Here is a 19,241-nt window from a genome sequence, read left to right on the forward strand (position 1 = left end):
CTGGATCAAGCAAAATCACCTTCCAATTGGACTTCCGTTGTCGGCGGTCGGGATAATACTCGGCTCCCCGCCCGGGGCGTCCTACGCGTGATCTTCAAACATTACCGGAGATCAATATGGCTACGATACGAAAGCTAAGAGCAACGCCAGGTTTGCAGACGACGCATGAAAGCCACTGAGAGCACTCCGAAATCAGCGCCGAGACCGCAAATTGGCCGATCGATCTACATCGCGGCAAGCGCACCAGCCAGCGATGCGAGCACTTGCTATGGTATGCAAGAACAGCATGGTGCCTTATCGTTTTGAAAATTCACATGCCGCTATGAAAGCAACCCGCTGGATAGCGGATTGCTAAGTAAGCATCTTTAAGATCACTCGGGAACAGTTGCACCAATGGCTTTAAGCCCAGAAACCGCGCATTCGGCGTCAATTGCGCCTGTAGGAGCACCACCCACGCCAATACCACCAACCAGAGCATCACCGATCTTGATCGGGAGTCCGCCAGCCTGAATGACCATACGCGGATCCATATCGCGCATTCCAGCATTTGCCTGCTCTGCTGCGATAAACCCTGCTAGTCCAGCTGTATCGCGTCCTAGTGCAGCAGAAGTAAACGCCTTACCTTCAGCACTTGAGCCGGTGTGAGGGCCAGAGTTGTCAGCTTTTAGTAGTGTCTTAGTGCTGCCGTCACGCCCTACGATAGCAACACTAACATTGCTGCCTTTCGCACCACACGCCTCAAGCGCAGCCTGTGCTGACTTCACGGCTAATTCGATTGGCAAATAAGGCGATGTCGGTAATTCTTGAGCTATAGCACTCACTGGCAAAAGAAATACTGATGTGAACAACAATTTACGAATCATATGTTTTCTCCCTTTTTGACAAGAGGGACTTAGACCATACTTATATTTACAATAATATGAATAAATGAATTTGGATCCTTGGCTCCCCCTCCGGGGCGTCCTACGCGTAATCTTCAATATCTATTGGAGATTACATGGCAACGATACGGAAGCTCAGAGGACGCTGGCAAGCGCAGGTCCGCAGACGTGGAATGAAACCACGCTGCAAATCATTCGACAGCAAGACCGAAGCCGAGAAGTGGGCGCGTGAGTTGGAAAGCCAGGTCGACAAGTTCGGCGCTGCACCAGACACGCGCATTCTTGAAAGCACAACACTCGGCGCACTGATGAAACGATACGCCGAAGAAGTATCACCAGCCAAGCGCGGCGCTACGCAAGAGATACAGCGCCTCGGCGTGCTTCAGCGTAATGAACTTGCTTACCGAACGCTGGTCGGGCTGTCTCAGCAAGACATTGCATCGTTCAGGGACGAGCGCCTGAAGACGGTCAAGCCAGCCACCGCCGTTCGTGAGCTTGCTATCCTCAGCCACGTGCTGGACGTCGCCATGCGTGATTGGGGCTATCCCCTCGCCCAGAACGTCGTGAAGATGATCCGGCGACCGACCATTAACAATGCACGCTCACGCCGTCTCACTACTTCCGAAGAGCAGCGCTTACTAACCGCCTGTGACGACGGTAGAGTCGAATGCTTCCGTGCGCTGGTCATTGTAGCCATTGAGACCGGAATGCGCCGTGGTGAGCTTCTGGGACTCAAATGGAGCGACATCTCGCACAATCGCCGGGTGATCTCATTGGCGATGACCAAGAACGGAACCAGCCGAGAGGTTCCGCTGTCAAAACGAGCCTATGAAACTCTGATGACATTGAAGCAGTGCGATAGCGTAGATCAATCTACCCCGTTTGGTATGACTATCTCGGCATTTGATCAGACGTGGAAGCGCGTGATTAAGCGCACAGGCATTGTGGACCTGAAGTTCCACGACCTACGCCACGAAGCCGTCAGCCGTTTCTTTGAGCTGGGTTTGAATATCATGGAAGTCAGCACAATCTCCGGTCACAAGGAGTTGTCGATGCTGAAGCGCTACACGCACTTGAACGCCGAAAATCTTGTTAGTCGCCTTGGTTAATACAACCTAAGATTGATCCATGACGTTTACATTCAACCCGGAAAGCATTACTATGTGACAACATTGCCGTCCAAAATCGATCAAAACAGCCAGTTCGATGCAACATAGTCGACTTTGAAACCGTTGAAAACGTCCATTTTCGTTGCGCAATGTTGTCAAACGTTTACGCTATGTTGTCACAATGAGCCGATTTCGATGATTTTGGGAATCTGACAACATTGAAATGCTGACGGCGCATCGCGTTACTACGCCAAAAGCTCGCGCCGTGACCGATCGGAAGCGAATGTAGATAAATCTACACTTTTACATCTCACACATCCCAAGCACTGCCCGCATATATCCCTTGTGGTGCAGTGCCGAAAACATATTCGCTCAACGACATGACGTGATCGGAATGCTGTCGAAGATCTTCGAGCCGAACGAATACGACAGATCAAAATCACACTACCGGATGATGCGCGGCGGACGATCAGCAAATTCTGCCATCGTGCCTGGACGATTGCTGGAGACGCGACGCGTTGATCTTTCTTCCACGTCGGTGGAATAGAACCTCCTCATTGAAGCTGCCGCAGATCCAACCAGCTGCGACGCACATGTCGAAGTCCTAGAAGGAAGCAAGGGTGCCGATGGGGATGCCTTATGGCGCCACCGAGCTCCCAAGACTGGAGCCTCCCTTATCAGAAAAACCGCCACAGCGACTCACTGGCGAGTGTTTGCGACCGGGGAGCACAAACGTCAGCAATCGACATCACGGAGCGCGCCTGTGGCGATCCTCGAGTCAAAGAGAGTGCAGCCGGAACATCTACTGGCTTAACCGGAAGGTATTTACTGCTTACCCACCCTTCTCACACTTCCGGTCCAGAGAAAATACAGCGTGGACGCCGAAGGCGGCCGCAAGCCCCTTGGGGCGCGCAGGCGAGCCGCGTAAGCGGCGAGGTAGGAGTGTCACTGATAAAACGTGACAGAATAAACGTCTCGGCTATTATTATTATTCTTATATATATTATATTAGTATACGCGACGCTTTTCCGGTCACGCTAAATAAAATTTGTCTTGTTGTGCATTCTCGTCAGCACTTCGCTATAATAAAGGTATAGCAATAAATTTGAAGAGCAACCTCATGGGTAGACCAAAACTAAATATGACGCCGGACGAATATGCGAATCACATCACCAACGGCGCCAACCTAAGAAAGAAAAAGCAACGTCGGAAACAAGCAGAAGAAAAAGCAGCAAAAGGTCATCTCAGCGATACGGAGATCGAAGAACTTATACAGACTTTGCTTTCCATGCCTTTGAGTGAGGCGTCTCTCTTTCTTGCCAAACTACAGCGTAGCTACAAAAAAGAGTATGGGATTGAGATTCCTGGCTTAAAAGAAGCATCTTTTGCAGGCTATGTTTCCGACCAAGAGGCTCCAGAAGCTTTCAATCGCCGCCACAGCAGAGCACGACGATTATCACTTATCAGGATGTTTGCCGCCACAGCTATTGCGCGTTCTAAGAAACGCGTGCGCGACGAAAAATATTCTTTGAAGGAAGCACTTGAGGCGGCGAGGCTCAAAATGGATGTGAAGACTTATAAAGAGAGTAAACGCGCCGCGAAGAAAAGCATGTCGAAGAAGGAAGAAATTGCAACCATTAGGAAGAGGATCGGAAAAAATTCCACGGCCACTTCTGGGGTGGCTCCAACGGATGTTTAGCGTTCAAGCATAGCCGTTCTTAAGCAACCGAGTGAGCGTTCGAGGGTGTATATGATGGCTAACCGCAATTTCAGCCATAGTTGCTCCGCCAACTGATATGGCAGACCGTGCAACATCCAGCTGGTCTGGTGTCATAGCTCGTTTACGTCCTATACGGCTACCACGCGCTTTGGCAGCCGCCATACCAGCACGCGTGCGCTCGCTCACCAATGACCGTTCAAATTCAGCCATTGCGGCAAGCAGATGAAAGAGCAAGCGTCCACCTGACGATCCAGTATCAATGCTTTCGCTCAATGAGCGGAATTGAATACCGCGCTCCTCTAGCTCCCTGACGAGCTTAATCAGATTGAATAAAGACCTTCCCAACCGATCCAACCGCCAAACGGTCAACGTATCACCGGCCCGCAATCGCTTGAGCAATTTCGAAAGTCCTGGGCGAGTAAACTCGGATCCAGATATACCCTCGTCTGTCAGCACATCATGACAACCGGCAACTCGGAGTGCACACAGCTGCAAATCAAGATTCTGTTCCGTTGTGCTTACGCGAGCATATCCAAAGTTTCGCATCGTGCGCCAAGCCTTACTCTTCCGGGATCTTGCAGCGAATATACCCGGTAAGGGATTGATTTAAAGGAACCTTTTTATGCAGAGCGGGTTTTCTGTTGACCACGGAGAGCCGACTGAAGGATATCAGCAGCTTACAGTGATGGCGAAATTGCTGGATATTTCATGTCAGAAAGGTTCCCTTTCGTGCAGTCCAGCTTCGCAAGAGATGATATGAACGCCTTTGCTTTCATAACAACATTTACCATCGTAGGCACAGTGCTCGTGCTCATTTTCGTAGTAATGCGCGGTAATGCTGTGGCTGAAGAATTGGGAAAACGACTGGCAGCAATCCCGGATTTTGAACCGAATGTGTCTCATGTCACATCCATGTGCAAAAACGCGATCGCCATTGATGTTCAGCGGCAAAAAGTTGCGATCATTGAGGATATAGTTCGTGTTAAAAAATTCACTACACAGCCAGCGATTATCGAATTTCATGAAATAATTGCTGTCGAAGTTGTCCGCGATAACGCGTCACTTACCAAATTTAACCGCGGTAGTCAGTTAAAAGGCGCAGCTGTCGGCGGCATACTATTAGGGCCGGCTGGCATGTTACTTGGCGGGTTATCCGGTTCACGGCGGGAAAAAACCAAAGTGTGCCGCCTCTCTCTCAAAATCTACACTACGAATATAATCGACCCGGTTTGCGAGATATTCTTCATGGACATACCGGCACCGGGCGCGGATATGCAAACGGCTAATCACTTAATTCGAGACATGGATCAATGGTATGGCAGATTGCGTGCCATTATTGAGAGACAGAAGGCAGAACTATAAATTACTGTGGCGGCCACGTCCCCCTCAATATGATCCCGTTAACGAGAGCGGTATTGATCGACCCAAATCCAAACAGCCTCTAATCGTTGTTGTGTGTATACGTACTGCCCGCCAAACCTCATCAAAAGCACGCGCCTTTAAATAGAAGAATTAGCTACCAGCCACTTTTCCAGTGCTGCGATCATTTCCGGTCGGAGTCGCGTCTTTTGCCTAAGCGCCATCCCCAGAGATGCATCCAACCGGATAAAGCCCATCTCATCCATGACGCTTCCAAGTCTGAGACGTCGCTTTGACATTATGTCTTTAACGCGAGCAATCGCATCGGGCAGAAGCTTGCGATCATGTGCAATAGGCATTGATGAAGGAGTTACTGGACGCTTGGCCTTAATATCGGCATGCAGCCATCTCAGAAACTCGCGCTGTTCATCTCGACTAGCTTTACCCCAAGCGTTCTTCATTTCATGCAGTCGTGTGCGTTTGGTCTTTAGTCCAGCGGCCAACAATGCATCAGTGACCGTTGAGTATTTACCGGCCTTGAGATCAGCGAAGATCGTTGGATGATCCCGCTTCAAGCGGTCTTCGTAATACTCATTGTCACGCACCGTCTTCTTTGACATTCTGATATTTGGGCTCTGGTGTTTAGTGAAAGCTCGATAAGACTCGCTGGTGCGTTTGGCATGCCCGATGCTGTTGTGCAATGTGAGAATGCGAAAAGCCGTCCTGTGACCATCTGTGAGTCGACCATAATTATTACCATTTAGCGATAAGCACTATTGAGACCTTGGGTGTTCGGTCTGGATCAGAAACAACTGTCCAAGTCGGATGACTTCTCCTCGGACGAGGTGGGTAAGCTTGCGGAGCCATAGTTCAGGGATCAAAGTCCGGCTCTCAAAAGCGGATTACCCAATAGCAAGATTCTCCAATTTATCCTCACGAAAGCATTCTTTGGCATCTGACATGTAATCGGGGCTTTAATTGCCGCGGCCCATCTGACAATTTGCCAACGATCTCTGGCATAGCCCGAATCATCTATTGCACCGCGCGTCAGGTGGCTTGTTTGGCCCACAGCATCACTTGTCGCGCGGACGACAGCAGGTCAGACAGAAGGAATGGAATGTGTCGCGACTTACCGATTTGATTGCTCAGGCTAAGGCTAAGGACGCCAATCTCGGGACGGAACTAGAACGTGAGTTTCGCGTGCTAGCGAACCGCCGTTCATTCGGGCTGAACTTTGAACGGCACCGCCCTGAAAGTGTCGACTTGCCGGGTCGTCCAATTCGCAAAGGCGATAAGGTGCGCGTCCTGCCTCCGCGAGGAGAAATGAAAAAGGGCAATCAGCAGCTTTGGATAGTTCAGGCAATTCAGCGCGATGGAAGCAAGCGGCTAGCCGATCTGGTGACGATCAACGGGGCCGAGGAAGAGGCACAAACTGTCACGGTGGATGATCTGATCGTTGTCGCAGAATTCAAGGATTACATTTACCCTGGCCTTGTCAGCACAAGCAAAATTACTCGTGGTGGCGACAAGCCGTTTCACACCGTCATCAATAGTGAGAATTTTCATGCGCTAGAAGCACTAACCTATACACATCGTGGCCGGATCGATGCTATTTATATAGATCCACCATATAATACTGGTGCTCGGGACTGGAAATACAACAACGACTATGTTGAAGCGGAAGACATCTACCGTCATTCTAAATGGCTGGCAATGATAGAAAGGCGTCTAAAAGTTGCAAAGGAGCTGCTCAACTCTGAAGCAAGTTGTCTTATCGTTTCGATTGACGAAAAAGAATTCTTAAGATTGGGCTTGTTATTAGAGCAAGTTTTCCCTGAAGCTGAAGTTGTTATGATAACCAGTGTAATTAGCGCCAAGGGTGCCGTTCGTCCGGGCCGATTTTCAAGGGTAGAAGAACACATTTTCTTTGTCTTCATAGGGCAAGCAAAAGTTAAGTGGTGGACAAGCAACATGCTGCCATCAGCGGGCGACGAAGATAAGAGACGATCGAACAGCGAACTTGCTCCTATTGAGTGGTTACTTTTGAGACGTCGTGAGCCGACAAGCGTTCGAAATGCACGCCCTAATCAATTTTATCCGATTTTTATCCGCATTTCGGACGGCCATATTCATTCTATCGGTGACCCAATCCCTCCTGGGATCGACAGAAAAACTGTCGAGACTCCCAATGGAACATTCGCAATGTGGCCGATCAAACCTGATGGAACCGAGATGCTTTGGGGACTGACACCGGATGTTCTGAGAAGGAATTGGGCCGAGGGCTATGTGCGGGTGAACAATTGGAAGCCGCAAAAACTTACTGGCTCAATACAGTATTTACAAACAGGAGTAATTAAACGAATTAAGTGTGGTGAGATAGTAATTACTGGCCACGCTACTGACGGCTCTGTGCAAGGACATGTTGCGGAAGGTGCCAATCTTGGAACCTCACCTAAACGCGTCTGGAATATGAGGTCTCACAACGCGGAAACAGGCGGAACAAACCTACTGACGGCACTGATCCCAGGTCGCCGATTTCCATTCCCTAAGTCTCTATATGCAGTAGAAGATGCGCTGCGCTTCGTGGTTGCCGACAATCCCAATGCAATAATCCTCGATTTTTTTGCCGGATCAGGAACTACTGCTCACGCCACTATGCGCCTTAATCGACAAGATGATGGCCAACGTCAATGCATCTCCGTCACAAATAACGAAGTCGCTGCGGATGAACATGTCAGCCTTCGCAAGGAAAAGTTGCGACCTGGAGATCCAAATTGGGAAAAGTGGGGCATTTGTGACTTCGTTACTAAGCCGCGCATTGCGGCCGCAATCACCGGCACGACGCCCGAGGGCCAACCTATCGTGGGCGACTACAAATTTACCGACGAGTTTCCAATGGCACAGGGCTTTGCGGCCAATACTGAGTTTTTTACGCTAACCTACGAAACCCCGGTTGCCGTAAGCCATAACCGCGCTTTCACGCGGATCGCACCGCTGCTTTGGATGCGAGCGGGGAGCCGAGGACGACGAATTGAGGGTTTACCCGATACCGGATGGGACGTCGCTGACAGTTATGGGCTATTGACAGATCTGGACCAAGCATCGCCCTTCTGTGCTGCGATCATCGAAAGGGGCACCTGTATCCGCATGGCTTATATAGTCACCGATGACGAGCGCCGCTTTCAAGCCGTCGCTCAACAATTGCCAGACGGAATAGAAGCAGTGCGGCTTTACGAATCTTATTTGACCAACTTCCGCTTTTCGATGGGGCGATGAGACATGAAATTCACGCTCAAGGATTATCAAAGTGATGCCGTTGCGAAGGTTTTGGAGAACTTACGCAAAGCTCGTAAACGTTGGCACGAGGACAGTGACAAAAATGCCTTCTCACTATCGGCCACTACCGGTGCCGGTAAGACCGTTATGGCAGGGGCAGTCTTCGAGGCGCTGATTTTTGGTAACGACGAATACGAATTTGAGCCGGATCCCGGCGCGGTCGTAATCTGGTTCAGCGATGATCCATCTCTGAACGAACAGTCGAAATGGCGCTTGAATGAAGCATCCGACAAACTGACCGTATCCGACCTTGTGACTGTCGGCAACACATTCAGCTCGGAACGGCTAGAGGCAGGCAAAGTCTATTTTCTCAACACGCAGAAGCTATCTAAAACAAGTCTTCTGACACGCGGGCATGATGCGGATGACCCAGCAATCGAAACGACAGACGGGCAGAAGATTATGCCTGACATGCGTGCCTATACGATCTGGGACATTATCCGAAACACAATCGAAGATCCTGATCTGACACTCTATCTTGTGCTGGATGAAGCGCATCGTGGTATGAAGGACGGCGGCATCACCAGTGCTACCGGAAGGCCCACTATCGTCAAGCAGCTTATTAACGGATCAGGTAGCACGCCCGGCATTCCCATCGTATTGGGTATCTCGGCGACCGTGCAGCGGTTCAATGACGCGATGGCCGGAATGCAGAATCGCACGATCATGCCGCATGTGGAAGTTAGTCCTGCGTTGGTGCAGGCATCAGGCTTGCTAAAGGATACTATTGCGCTTGACGTTCCCGATGAGACTGGAGACTTTGCTACGGTTCTTCTTCGCCGAGGGACCGACAAGCTGCGGGAAATAACTGATGCTTGGGCTGGTTACGCTGAAGATCAAGGCGATGGCAGCAAGGTAATGCCACTAATGGTGCTACAAGTGCCGAATTCGCCGGATCACAATGAGATCGGCGAATGGCTCGATACAATCTTTGCGCGCTGGCCGAATCTGCCCGCCAACAGCGTCGCGAATGTCTTTGGCGAACATAGGACTGAGAGATTTGGAAAACACGAAGTGGCTTATATCGAGCCGCAACGGGTGCAGCAGGATATATCTGTTCGCATACTGATCGCAAAGGACGCCATCAGCACAGGTTGGGATTGCCCTCGCGCGGAGGTAATGGTTTCCTTCCGCGCTGCCACCGACAAAACCCATATCACGCAGCTATTGGGGCGAATGGTGCGCACGCCTCTAGCCCGAAGAATCGCGGGTAATGACCGACTCAATTCCGTAGATTGCCTTCTGCCATATTTCAACAAGGATACGGTAGAGGCGGTTGTCACGGAACTTATGACAGGCGGCGACGGTGGAGGCGAATTACCAGGGCGGCGCATCCTTATCAATCCGCGCGAAATGATGCCTAATCCAGATATTCCGGAGGAGGTATGGGAGAAGCTAGTCTCTTTGCCATCGAACACGTTGCCTAAGAAGCAGGCACGACCGATCAAGCGGTTGACAGCGCTGGCACATGAATTGGCGGCGGATGATCTGTTAAAGGATGCGGGTAAAATCGCGCACCGAAAGATGCACGAATATCTCGACACGTTAGCGGAAATCCATAAGGAGGGAATCGAAGTTGCGAAGGCAGCGATCTTAACTGTCGAGGGCAAGAGCGTGCTTGCAGACGTCAAGACGCAAACGATGACGTTCAACGATTTCGTTGAGATTGCTGACTATGCCGTGATTGAGGACGCATATAAGCGGGCCGCACGAGCGATTAGTCCTGATCTTGCGCTGACGTATGCTGAGCATATAGCAACTTATAGGGATGATATCGAGGATGAAGAAGAAGCACTTATAGATGCACACACGGTCATTGCCGCGCTGGGGCTTATTCCGGCGATCAAGACTGATCTTGAAGCTTACGCTGAAGAACTGGCACAGGTTTGGCTAGCTCAGTATCAACATCAGATCTATAAACTTAAAGACGAGAGACAGGACGTATACGGTCAGATAAAAGAAATGAGCGCGGAACCGATGCCTGTCGAAATGATCCGCCCACATATGTGGTTGCAGATGACGACTGCTCGCGAAAATGGCAAGGATGTTGATCTAAATCGCTATACGCGCCACCTACTTTGTGATGAAAATCTGCTCTTCCCGCAGGAATTCACTTCGAGCTGGGAGCCCATCGTTTTGAAAGCGGAACTGACGCGCGATGACGCGATCGGTTGGTATAGAAACCCTGCTCGCTCCGGCCAGGATTCACTTGGTATTACATATGAATATGCTAATGAGACCAGGATATTACGTCCTGACTTCATCTTCTTTGTGCGGCTGGAAGATGGAAGTGTCGGAGCAGACCTTATTGATCCGCATGGTGACTACCTGGCTGACTCCTTGCCCAAGTTGAAAGGACTGGCGCGGTATGCTGCAGAAAACCTATCTATCTATCGTAGGATTGAAGCGGTTAACAAGACTAGAGCTGGGAGCTACCGCGTTCTTGACATGACAGACGAGAAGGTGCGCCTCGCAATTGAGGCCGCGACCAGTGCCGAATCCCTCTATACCAGCGCGATTGCGGCAGATTATTTAATCTAGTTGATGCACGTAAGTGAGATCACCAACGGCACGTGTAAGCCACATTCCACGTGCCGTCACATAATAGTTGTCTGGTGCGCAGATGTTAATGGTGCATTATCACTAAATTATAGTGCTAGCTAACCCGTCATACGCCTGAGTGGAGGCAACTAACTGATCCAAGACCCCGCACTCGAAATGCGGCGTGGGGGTAACTCCACCGTGGGTTCGAATCCCACCCTCTCCGCCATTTTCATTAACTGAACCTGTAATTTGAGTAGAAGATTTCCTATCCTTGTCTTAGCGCCTATAGAGCCCTCGCATTTTTTAACAGATGGCCACATTTGCAGCGCGATCAAGCTACCTTCATCAGGGTATCCAAACATCAAAGGTTCTTCTTAGCAAACTGATCGAATGCCTTCAGGAAATCGCTAAGGAACTTGGCAGTGTCGGGCACCAGCTTGCCGCTTTCATCCACCAGCTTGTCAACATGTGCAAGATAAGCCTCAGGCTGTTGCAGAGTTGGCATATCAAGAAAAACAAGCGATTGACGCAGGTGATGATTAGCGCCGAAGGCCGAAATATTGCCCGGTGAACCGCTGATGATCGCAGCAGGCTTCCCACTCCAGACGCTCTCGCCATATGGACGTGAACCGACATCCAGCGCGTTTTTGAGAGCAGCAGGAACAGACCGGTTATATTCGGGCGTCACAAACAAAACCGCGTTGGCTTTTGCCAGCTCTGAACGAAACCGCGTCCATGCTGCGGGTGGTGTATCCGTATCGAGATCTGGATTATAAAGTGGCAAATCACCAACCTCAACAAGCGTCAGGGCCATATCATCCGGCGTTATCGCGTTCAAACCAACCGCCACCTTACGGTTGAATGAATCTTTTCTCAGGCTACCGACAAGAACAGCGACATTCACTTTCGTCATTACAGTTTCCTCATTCAGAGCGCATCCCGAAAAGTGTAAAACGGTCGTCGGAAATGATGCGCGTTAAAATAAATGGTTGAAGCGCAGATCTGATAATATCAGATAGAAACGTGCTCTAACCCGGCAAAAAACTATAATTTTCTCAGAAACAAACTAAGTCAAAAAATAGATGCGACAACCTCCAATGAGTTCGAGTGTTCGAACTTTATGAACACGCACTCTTTAACTATCAACAAGCGACCAGAAGCCATGCTTTCTGCCGTGAACCTTTCGCAGATCAACCAGATAAGCTTCGTGCGGCGCAAATATGCGGTAGTCTGGGATATTACGAGCCAAAGCACCGCACTCAAGCAGATGATGTGCAGCGTGCTTATAGCGGCTCGACCGGCCACTCTTAAGGGTGAAGTCAATCATCGAACGCAAAACAATGGATGCCGCCAGAGGAAATTTTGCAGACAGTTTCTCTGCGGCCACCGACATCAGTTCATAACGATCACCGTTCATTTCACGGGCTCGACTGATTATCAGTTTAAAAGCTTCTGAGAGTGATGGATACTGAAGGAGAAATTGCAGCGCCAGGTTTGCATCGGGAAATGTCTGAGCATAAGCGAACGCTTTTTCTTCAGCTTCAATGTCATCAAAATCAGCAAGCCGTTTCACATATTCGCGCAGTAGCTCATGATTGAGCGTCTGCTCAAAGCTCTTCCATCGAAACTGTTGCGCCTCTTCCGAGCGCCCAAGGGCTTCGAGAAGCTCCGCCCGCAAAGCCTGCCACTCTAAAGGGATTTCTCGACGGCTGTCGAATTCGGTCTTATCGAGTGCATTCAGTGCTTCCTCGGTTCGACCGGCCGCAAAAAGCCTCCGTGCAATATCAATCGAGACTGTTGCAAAAACCCGTGATTTTCCGGATTGCTGATCAATATAAAGTTCAACGTCGCCTAACGCATCAGCGATTTGCTGAAGTACGACTTTGACTTTGATTGCTTTCCCGCTGCTATAAAGCTCATCACGATAAACAGCTCCATTGCTACCCCAGCCAACCACATCTTTGTTCTTCTTTGAAACTTTCGGTCTGGTCTCTTCCGCCCATTCTTCAAATTTCTTCTGAAGCATCCGCAACCCATCTTCACGAAGAGATGGTGCCATTGCCCCTATAAGCTCATCATATTGGCCATATCCATTGTCCTGCAAGACAGAGAAGATTTTCTCGACCACGCTTTCAGCTGGAAGTTTTGCCAAAGTCGCGATCCGCCCAGCGTCTTCGCATGCTGTATGGAAGCTCTCAATCAATACGCCACTACCGTCGTGAGAACGCTCGAAAACTGAATCTGCTAGCGAGAGAAACTGCCAGATCAGCTCAAAGGCATCATGCGGATCATTCGGCGCAATTTTCTCGATAATAGATTTGCGTTGCGCCTCCAGGTCAGCCTTCACGGACTTGACCTTCTGCCAGTTAATCCAGCTTCTAGAGCGAGCGATACTGCCCAAACGCTTGCGGACTTCTCTCGCCAGCTCAACTCCACTCGAGTTACCCACGAGTTCCATCCGAAGCAACCGCTTGTGATTGGCATTGCCAGTGCTGATCTCAATCAATAGCTCAGCAAGTCGCTCAGCACCCAAGGCTTCAAGGTTCTTCGAATTCAGTGTTGTCTTCGATGCCATAATTTTCTCGGTCCATTTGATCGAACTTTATCGATCAAACCAGCAGGCGCAAGCAAATGTAACAGCGTTTGAGAAACAAGGTCACACTGCTATTCTCAATGCGCACCGAGCCATATGCGGATTGTAACAACGAAAGGTGGCTTTTCCAGAAGCTTTAGCTGCATACAATGCGGTATCAGCGTTCACAAACACATCCGATATAGAATCGCCAACAATTGTCGCAATACCGATAGAAGCTCCCAATTTCAGTTGGCTCTTGCCAAAAAGAATTGGCTCGCACAAACAATCAATAATCAGATGTGCAAGGTTCTGAGCAGCTTCAACATCGTGATGATCAGTGGTTATAATGGCAAACTCATCTCCGCCAATTCTAAAGATACCGTTATCGGGGTGATTAACTGATCTTAGTCGATTGCTGATTTTTTTCAGGCATTCATCACCAGCAATGTGGCCGTACTCATCATTGATAGCTTTAAAGCCGTCCAAATCAATCACCAAAAGACAACCATATGCGTTGCTGGACTGCTCCCTTTGGAGAGCGGATGATAGTTTCAAAAGGAACTGGCTTTTGTTCGCCAATCCGGTCATCTGATCATATTCAGCAAGATGCATCACACGATCAAATGACAATTTCTGATCGGTAATATCCTGTTTCATACCAAAAATCCGAACAGGGTTATCATCCTGACATTCAATTGAAGCCGTAATACGTATCCAACGCTTCTTGCCTCCAAAAGTTGTTATTTCGGCTTCCAATGTGAACCCGCTACGAGCAGCAATCGCATCTGAACGCCGCTTCTGAAGCTCAAGCCGGGAGGCCTCAGTGTAACACGTCAGTGTTTGAGCCCGATCAAGTGGAACTCCGCGCGGCAACTCAAAAATATCATAAATATAGTCGGACCAAGTTAGCTCCTCAGATGGTAGAGCGCACTCCCAGATACCTATTTGTGCGACAATAGAGGACTGGCCGTATATTTTTTTGAAGTGTGAGAGCGTTTGAGCCTGTTCTTCGATGATCTGCTCTTTTTCAGCCAATTTTCGTCGTAAACGCTCAATTTCTTCTTGAAGCTGTTCCGGCATAAAAAAGTCCCACTGCTTGTTTCAATTGAAACTATATATAATCATAGCTGCTAATTTATTAAATTCCTGAAAAGCCGCGCTTTCTACCATGAAACTTCCGAATATCCGCAAAGCAGCAAGCACTTGATGAACGACTGGCTTTATGCCCTATACTGGCAACATTGAGGCAAGTAAGGGGACGTAAGATTGGCAGGGGACACGCACTCCCGAATAAAATGGGTGGCTGGTGTTCTCGCTATCTGGCTTACATGCATCGTAATTTATCTGGCGCTGTCAATTCATGCGTCTTTAAGACATGCGGCCAGCGAACTGAACGAAGCTGGCTTTCTTCTTCACCGTACAATTTCGCAACACGTCGCACAACATGATGCACATATGACGACGTTGGCCTCGCTCATTCTCGCGGATGAACGCATGCAGCCAGAGCTACTCTCACAAGTCAGCGATAGCATCATGCTTTTCTACCCGCGCATAAAAGCCATTCAGGAAATCGAGATAACATGGCGTGAACCTTCCGCCACAACAGATGTCCGGCAGATTTTGTCAACGCCGCCCGATGCACCAACGCCGAATTACCAATCCCTTGGTAGAGACATTTTTGTGCAGAGAGCGGGCGAAGTCAAAAGCTATTTGAATTCATTTTCAAAGCTGGAATACCTGCTTGCCAAGAAACTCAAGGATACCAATCCCGCTTTGGCGCTCGTTATGCAGATTAATCCAAATCGGCTGATGGATATGGACGAACTGCCTGACTGGGCAAGCCTCAAACTGCTGCTTGACGGTTCAGTCATCATGGAACAAAAAGCAGTGCAGCAGACATCAGACTGGCTCTCGTCACCGCAGTTTAGCCGCATGATCGACAGCCAGTCACAACCGCTTCAACTCATCATGGAGCGGCCTGTCTCACTTGCAGAACTTATCGATAGTATTTTGCTTGTCATTGTATCAGTCGTCAGTCTCGTTGTTCTTTTGCTGCTCGGATATAGCTTGCAACACAGACGCGAGGTCCGGCGCTTAAGAAGCTCAGCAGATATGGCCGAACAACGCAGCATAACGCTCGCGCGTGAAACGCGCTTGGCACATGCGGAAAGAGTTAATTCAATGGGTGAACTGGCGTCCGGAATTGCACATGAACTGGCACAGCCCTTGACGGCACTGATGAGCCAGAGCCGCGCTGCTGAACGTCTTATCGAACAGTCAGGCATCGACAACGCTCTTTTGAAAAAAGCAATGGCTGCCAACGTTCGCGAGGCAAGACGTGCCGGTGACATGCTCAAACGTATGCGTGACTATATAAGCAATCGCCCGCCAAAGCCTGTTGCTATTGCGATCAACAGCATCATTCATGACACTGTAGAACTTCTCAATAACGACCTTGAGCAGCGTGGTGTCGCGATCAATCTGGCGCTCGCACCAGACCTGCCGGTGCTGATGGCCGATCCGGTTGAGCTGGAACAGGTTTTCAATAATTTGATCCGCAATGCCGCCGACAGCCTGCAAGAGGCAAGTATTGCAAAAGGACAGATCACAGTCTCAACGTTGAGAGAAAGCGATCATATCAAAATCGAGATTTCCGATAATGGGCCGGGTATTGCTGCGAATTTGCGACCGCGTCTGTTTGAGCCATTTTTCACGACGAAAAAAGACGGCATGGGATTGGGATTAGCCCTTTGCTCGACTTTGGTTGAACGCGTCGGCGGGCATATTGATGCCGGTAATCATAAAGATGGCGGCGCTTATTTTATAGTCACATTACCCATTCAAGGTAAGGAACGCAGCACGTGACCGGGACAAGCATCTATCTGGTTGACGACGACGAAGCCGTGCGTGATGGGCTTTCAATGTTGCTTTCCACCTATGGCATGATGGTCGAAACTTTCGCGGATCCCACCAATTTTCTCGCTCATATCGACGAGAAACGCCCCGGAATATTATTGCTCGATTTACGCATGCCATTGATAAGCGGATTGCAAGTACAGCAAAAACTGACCGAACGAGGTATCAATTGGCCAATCGTGATGATCACCGGACACGGCGATGTGAACGCATGCCGCCGTGCATTCAAGGCAGGTATATCCGATTTTCTCGGTAAACCGATTGACGAAGATGTGCTGCTCGATGCGATTCATGCAGCACAGAAATTATTGCAGACGCGCATGGAAAAGCAGGAGGCCGTCGATCTCCTTGCCCGCCTGACAAGTCGGGAGCGGCAAGTGTTTGATCTTGTTTGCCAAGGCTTCGCCAGCAAAGACATCGCTGGTGCGCTCGATATTTCTGCGCGGACCATCGATGCACATCGCGCCAATATTGCTGAGAAACTCAAAACCAGCTCTGTAGCCGAATTTGTTCGCCTTACCGTCGCAGCCTCTCAGTAAAACTACCTAGCCAGCCCCGTGCCGTCGCGGATTCCGTACAGGATCATCGACCTTTAGAACTGTGATCAGAAAGTGAAGACTTTCAATGAATAGTTCAAAAGGAGATATGACTATGAAGCGCATTTTTCTAGCCGCTACTGCCGCTGCCCTCATGACGACTGCCGCATCCGCACAGATCCTTGAAGAAAAAAACATGCCAATGGAGTTGGCCAACACAATCGCTCGCGAAGCAGTCGCTGCATGTGCGGCTGATGGCTACAATGTTGCTGCAGCAGTTGTTGATCGTGCCGGCGTGCTTCGTGCTCTTTTACGTGCGGACAATGCAGGATCGCACACACCGGAAGCCGCCCGCCAAAAAGCTTACACATCATCTTCTTCGCGTATGCCAACAAGTGCCATGGCTGAAAACATCACGAAAAACCCGGCAGCCGCTGAATTGGCATCTATCGATGGTTTCCTCGTTCTGGCCGGTGGCGTGCCAGTTAAGGTTGGCGATGTAACCATTGGTGCAATCGGTGTAGGTGGGGCTCCAGGCGGACAATTCGATGAAGCCTGCGCTATTACAGCGATCAGCAAAGTTCAAGATCAACTCAAATAATAATGAAAGCGCATCCTGAAAGGTATGAAACGGCTTTCGGAAATGATGCGCGCTAAAACCAATGATTAGAGCGCCGATCTGATCCAATCAGATCGAAACGCACTCTGATATCAGTAGCGCTGTCGAATTCTTGGCAGCGCTACAAAATTTCATGACACCCTATTTATTTGAGCCAAGAATTAGATACGCGGAGCGAGGCGAGCTCTTCTGTGGGTTAAAAATACTCTCTCAGCCATTTATGCTTTAACGCTATGAGAACTTGTCCGTAACGAACGAATTATTTCGATCCGACTGCACCTTAAAAGCATTGTCGTTTACAATGTCTTGTCTCTTCTCTGGACGCGTTAAACCATGCTAGAAGGCCCTTATGAGTGTGCTGTCTGTCGATTTTCCGATTTATAATCCGCCTCTGGAGCCCTATGTTTCCATCATTCATCGTGATGCGGACATTCTTGTGCTTGATAAGCCAAGCGGACTTTTGTCCGTTCCAGGGCGTCATCCTGCTTTGTCAGACAGCCTCGCCACGCGCGTACAAGAACAGTTCCCAAAAGCTTTGATGATCAACCGTCTGGATAAGGACACATCTGGTCTGGTGTTGATGTCGCTCAATCGCAAAGCACATGCAGCAATTGCGGCACAGTTTGAATCCCGCACCACCCGCAAATCCTACGTCGCAGAGGTATGGGGACACGTCGAAAACGATGAGGGTATGATTGATCTTCCGCTGGCGATAAACCCGGAAAAAAAGCCACGTCACCGCGTGGACTATCAAAACGGCAAGCCAGCGCAAACACGCTGGCAAGTTTTAGAGCGTAGTGAAAAGACCACGCGGATGAACTTGTTTCCGCTAACCGGACGAACGCACCAATTGCGTGTTCATATGAAAGCATTAGGACATGTAATCCTTGGCGATGAGTTCTATGCCGATGGCGCAGCTCTTGCCGCCGCTGATCGCTTGCTATTACATGCTGAAGAAATTGCCTTCCAGCACCCAGACGGGCGCAATGTACAATTCACGGTTCGGTCCCCGTTCTGAGAGCACTCATGTCGCAAAAATCGCAAACATCAAAGCTTGTCGTTGATTTTGTAGGTGGTGCGGTGGGTCACCGATTCCGTTCTGGCGAAGGGCGAGATCAAGCGTTGCCCAAGGCTGTAGGGTTTTCCCGCGGTGTAACGCCCGACATTGTTGATGCAACAGCAGGCTTGGGGCGTGATGCCTTTCTGCTCGCCTCGTTAGGTGCAAAGGTCACAATGATTGAGCGGTCAAAACAAATGTACGACTTGCTCAGCGAAGGACTTGCCCGGGCGGATGCGGAGGGTGGCAAATATTCCGAAACTGTAGCACGCATAACCTTGCTGCATGGCGATTCCTGCCAACTCTTGCCAGCATTGAAGCCCAAAGTCGTACTCGTCGATCCCATGCATCCGCCTCGAGGAAATTCAGCATTAGTAAAAAAAGAGATGCGGCAGATCCGCGAGATTGTCGGCATAGATGCTGACTCAGAAACGCTGATGCAAGTTGCACTGGAATGTGCAGAAAATCGCGTGGTGCTCAAATGGCCGCTCCGGGCGGAACCGATGGGAGGGCTACGCAAACCCTCGCATCAGATTTTGGGTAAAAGCACACGCTACGATGTTTTCGTTCGAGCGAAGATCACAGCGCC

The 19,241-nt window shown here is 49.8% G+C and carries 16 protein-coding genes and 1 tRNA gene; 11 read left to right on the forward strand and 6 right to left on the reverse strand.

Annotated elements, in window-relative coordinates:
* Positions 1-371 precede the first annotated feature (371 nt).
* Positions 372-863, reverse strand: coding sequence for a GlcG/HbpS family heme-binding protein (locus CEV31_RS04000; RefSeq protein WP_094505580.1), 492 nt, complete (start codon positions 861-863; stop codon positions 372-374).
* A gap of 134 nt (positions 864-997) precedes the next feature.
* Between CEV31_RS04000 and CEV31_RS04005 the strand changes: the two genes are divergently transcribed.
* Positions 998-1,990: a site-specific integrase gene (locus CEV31_RS04005; protein WP_094505581.1), complete on the forward strand. Its 993-nt coding sequence runs from the start codon at positions 998-1,000 to the stop codon at positions 1,988-1,990.
* 1,120 nt (positions 1,991-3,110) lie between these two features.
* Positions 3,111-3,689, forward strand: coding sequence for a hypothetical protein (locus CEV31_RS04010; RefSeq protein ID WP_143850897.1), 579 nt, complete (start codon positions 3,111-3,113; stop codon positions 3,687-3,689).
* Positions 3,690-3,692: 3 nt separating this feature from the next.
* Here CEV31_RS04010 and CEV31_RS04015 read toward each other — a convergent pair whose 3' ends face one another.
* Positions 3,693-4,256: a recombinase family protein gene (locus CEV31_RS04015; protein WP_094505583.1), complete on the reverse strand. Its 564-nt coding sequence runs from the start codon at positions 4,254-4,256 to the stop codon at positions 3,693-3,695.
* Positions 4,257-4,466: 210 nt separating this feature from the next.
* Here CEV31_RS04015 and CEV31_RS04020 point away from each other — a divergent pair, with 210 nt between their 5' ends.
* Complete coding sequence (locus CEV31_RS04020; RefSeq protein WP_143850898.1) at positions 4,467-5,072, forward strand: hypothetical protein; 606 nt, start codon at positions 4,467-4,469, stop codon at positions 5,070-5,072.
* Positions 5,073-5,209: 137 nt separating this feature from the next.
* Here CEV31_RS04020 and CEV31_RS04025 read toward each other — a convergent pair whose 3' ends face one another.
* Positions 5,210-5,689 (reverse strand): hypothetical protein, encoded by a 480-nt coding sequence (locus tag CEV31_RS04025; protein ID WP_094505585.1) that lies wholly within the window; start codon positions 5,687-5,689, stop codon positions 5,210-5,212.
* Between the two features lie 499 nt (positions 5,690-6,188).
* On the opposite strand from CEV31_RS04025, the gene CEV31_RS04030 reads away from it, so the two are divergent.
* The 3 genes from CEV31_RS04030 (at position 6,189) to CEV31_RS04040 (ending at position 11,175) form a co-directional block, all read left to right on the forward strand.
* Positions 6,189-8,345 (forward strand): site-specific DNA-methyltransferase, encoded by a 2,157-nt coding sequence (locus tag CEV31_RS04030; RefSeq protein ID WP_094505628.1) that lies wholly within the window; start codon positions 6,189-6,191, stop codon positions 8,343-8,345.
* A 3-nt stretch (positions 8,346-8,348) separates the two neighbouring features.
* Complete coding sequence (locus CEV31_RS04035; RefSeq protein ID WP_094505586.1) at positions 8,349-10,946, forward strand: DEAD/DEAH box helicase; 2,598 nt, start codon at positions 8,349-8,351, stop codon at positions 10,944-10,946.
* A gap of 141 nt (positions 10,947-11,087) precedes the next feature.
* Positions 11,088-11,175 (forward strand) — tRNA-Ser (locus tag CEV31_RS04040).
* Between the two features lie 135 nt (positions 11,176-11,310).
* Here the strand turns inward: CEV31_RS04040 and CEV31_RS04045 are convergent.
* The 3 genes from CEV31_RS04045 to CEV31_RS04055 form a co-directional block, all read right to left on the reverse strand.
* On the reverse strand, positions 11,311-11,862 hold the full coding sequence (locus CEV31_RS04045) for an NADPH-dependent FMN reductase (RefSeq protein ID WP_094505587.1): 552 nt from the start codon (positions 11,860-11,862) through the stop codon (positions 11,311-11,313).
* 222 nt (positions 11,863-12,084) lie between these two features.
* Positions 12,085-13,524: a DUF6880 family protein gene (locus CEV31_RS04050; RefSeq protein ID WP_094505588.1), complete on the reverse strand. Its 1,440-nt coding sequence runs from the start codon at positions 13,522-13,524 to the stop codon at positions 12,085-12,087.
* Between the two features lie 81 nt (positions 13,525-13,605).
* Entirely contained in the window at positions 13,606-14,604 is a 999-nt protein-coding gene (locus tag CEV31_RS04055) for a GGDEF domain-containing protein (protein ID WP_094505589.1), read from the reverse strand.
* 186 nt (positions 14,605-14,790) lie between these two features.
* On the opposite strand from CEV31_RS04055, the gene CEV31_RS04060 reads away from it, so the two are divergent.
* The 5 genes from CEV31_RS04060 to CEV31_RS04080 all read left to right on the forward strand — a co-directional run.
* A complete protein-coding gene (locus CEV31_RS04060; protein WP_143850899.1) occupies positions 14,791-16,389 on the forward strand; it encodes a sensor histidine kinase in 1,599 nt (532 codons plus the stop codon).
* Positions 16,386-16,979: a response regulator transcription factor gene (locus CEV31_RS04065; RefSeq protein WP_094505591.1), complete on the forward strand. Its 594-nt coding sequence runs from the start codon at positions 16,386-16,388 to the stop codon at positions 16,977-16,979. The genes CEV31_RS04060 and CEV31_RS04065 overlap by 4 nt, the downstream gene beginning before the upstream one ends.
* A gap of 112 nt (positions 16,980-17,091) precedes the next feature.
* Positions 17,092-17,577, forward strand: a complete 486-nt coding sequence (locus CEV31_RS04070) for a GlcG/HbpS family heme-binding protein (protein WP_094505592.1) — start codon at positions 17,092-17,094, stop codon at positions 17,575-17,577.
* A 367-nt stretch (positions 17,578-17,944) separates the two neighbouring features.
* Positions 17,945-18,613, forward strand: coding sequence for a pseudouridine synthase (locus CEV31_RS04075; RefSeq protein ID WP_094505593.1), 669 nt, complete (start codon positions 17,945-17,947; stop codon positions 18,611-18,613).
* A gap of 8 nt (positions 18,614-18,621) precedes the next feature.
* Positions 18,622-19,241, forward strand: a 620-nt coding sequence (locus CEV31_RS04080) for a class I SAM-dependent methyltransferase (RefSeq protein ID WP_094505594.1), incomplete at its 3' end; no start/stop codon positions are given.

Source organism: Brucella thiophenivorans (genome assembly GCF_002252445.1).
Taxonomy (GTDB): Bacteria; Pseudomonadota; Alphaproteobacteria; order Rhizobiales; family Rhizobiaceae; genus Brucella; species Brucella thiophenivorans.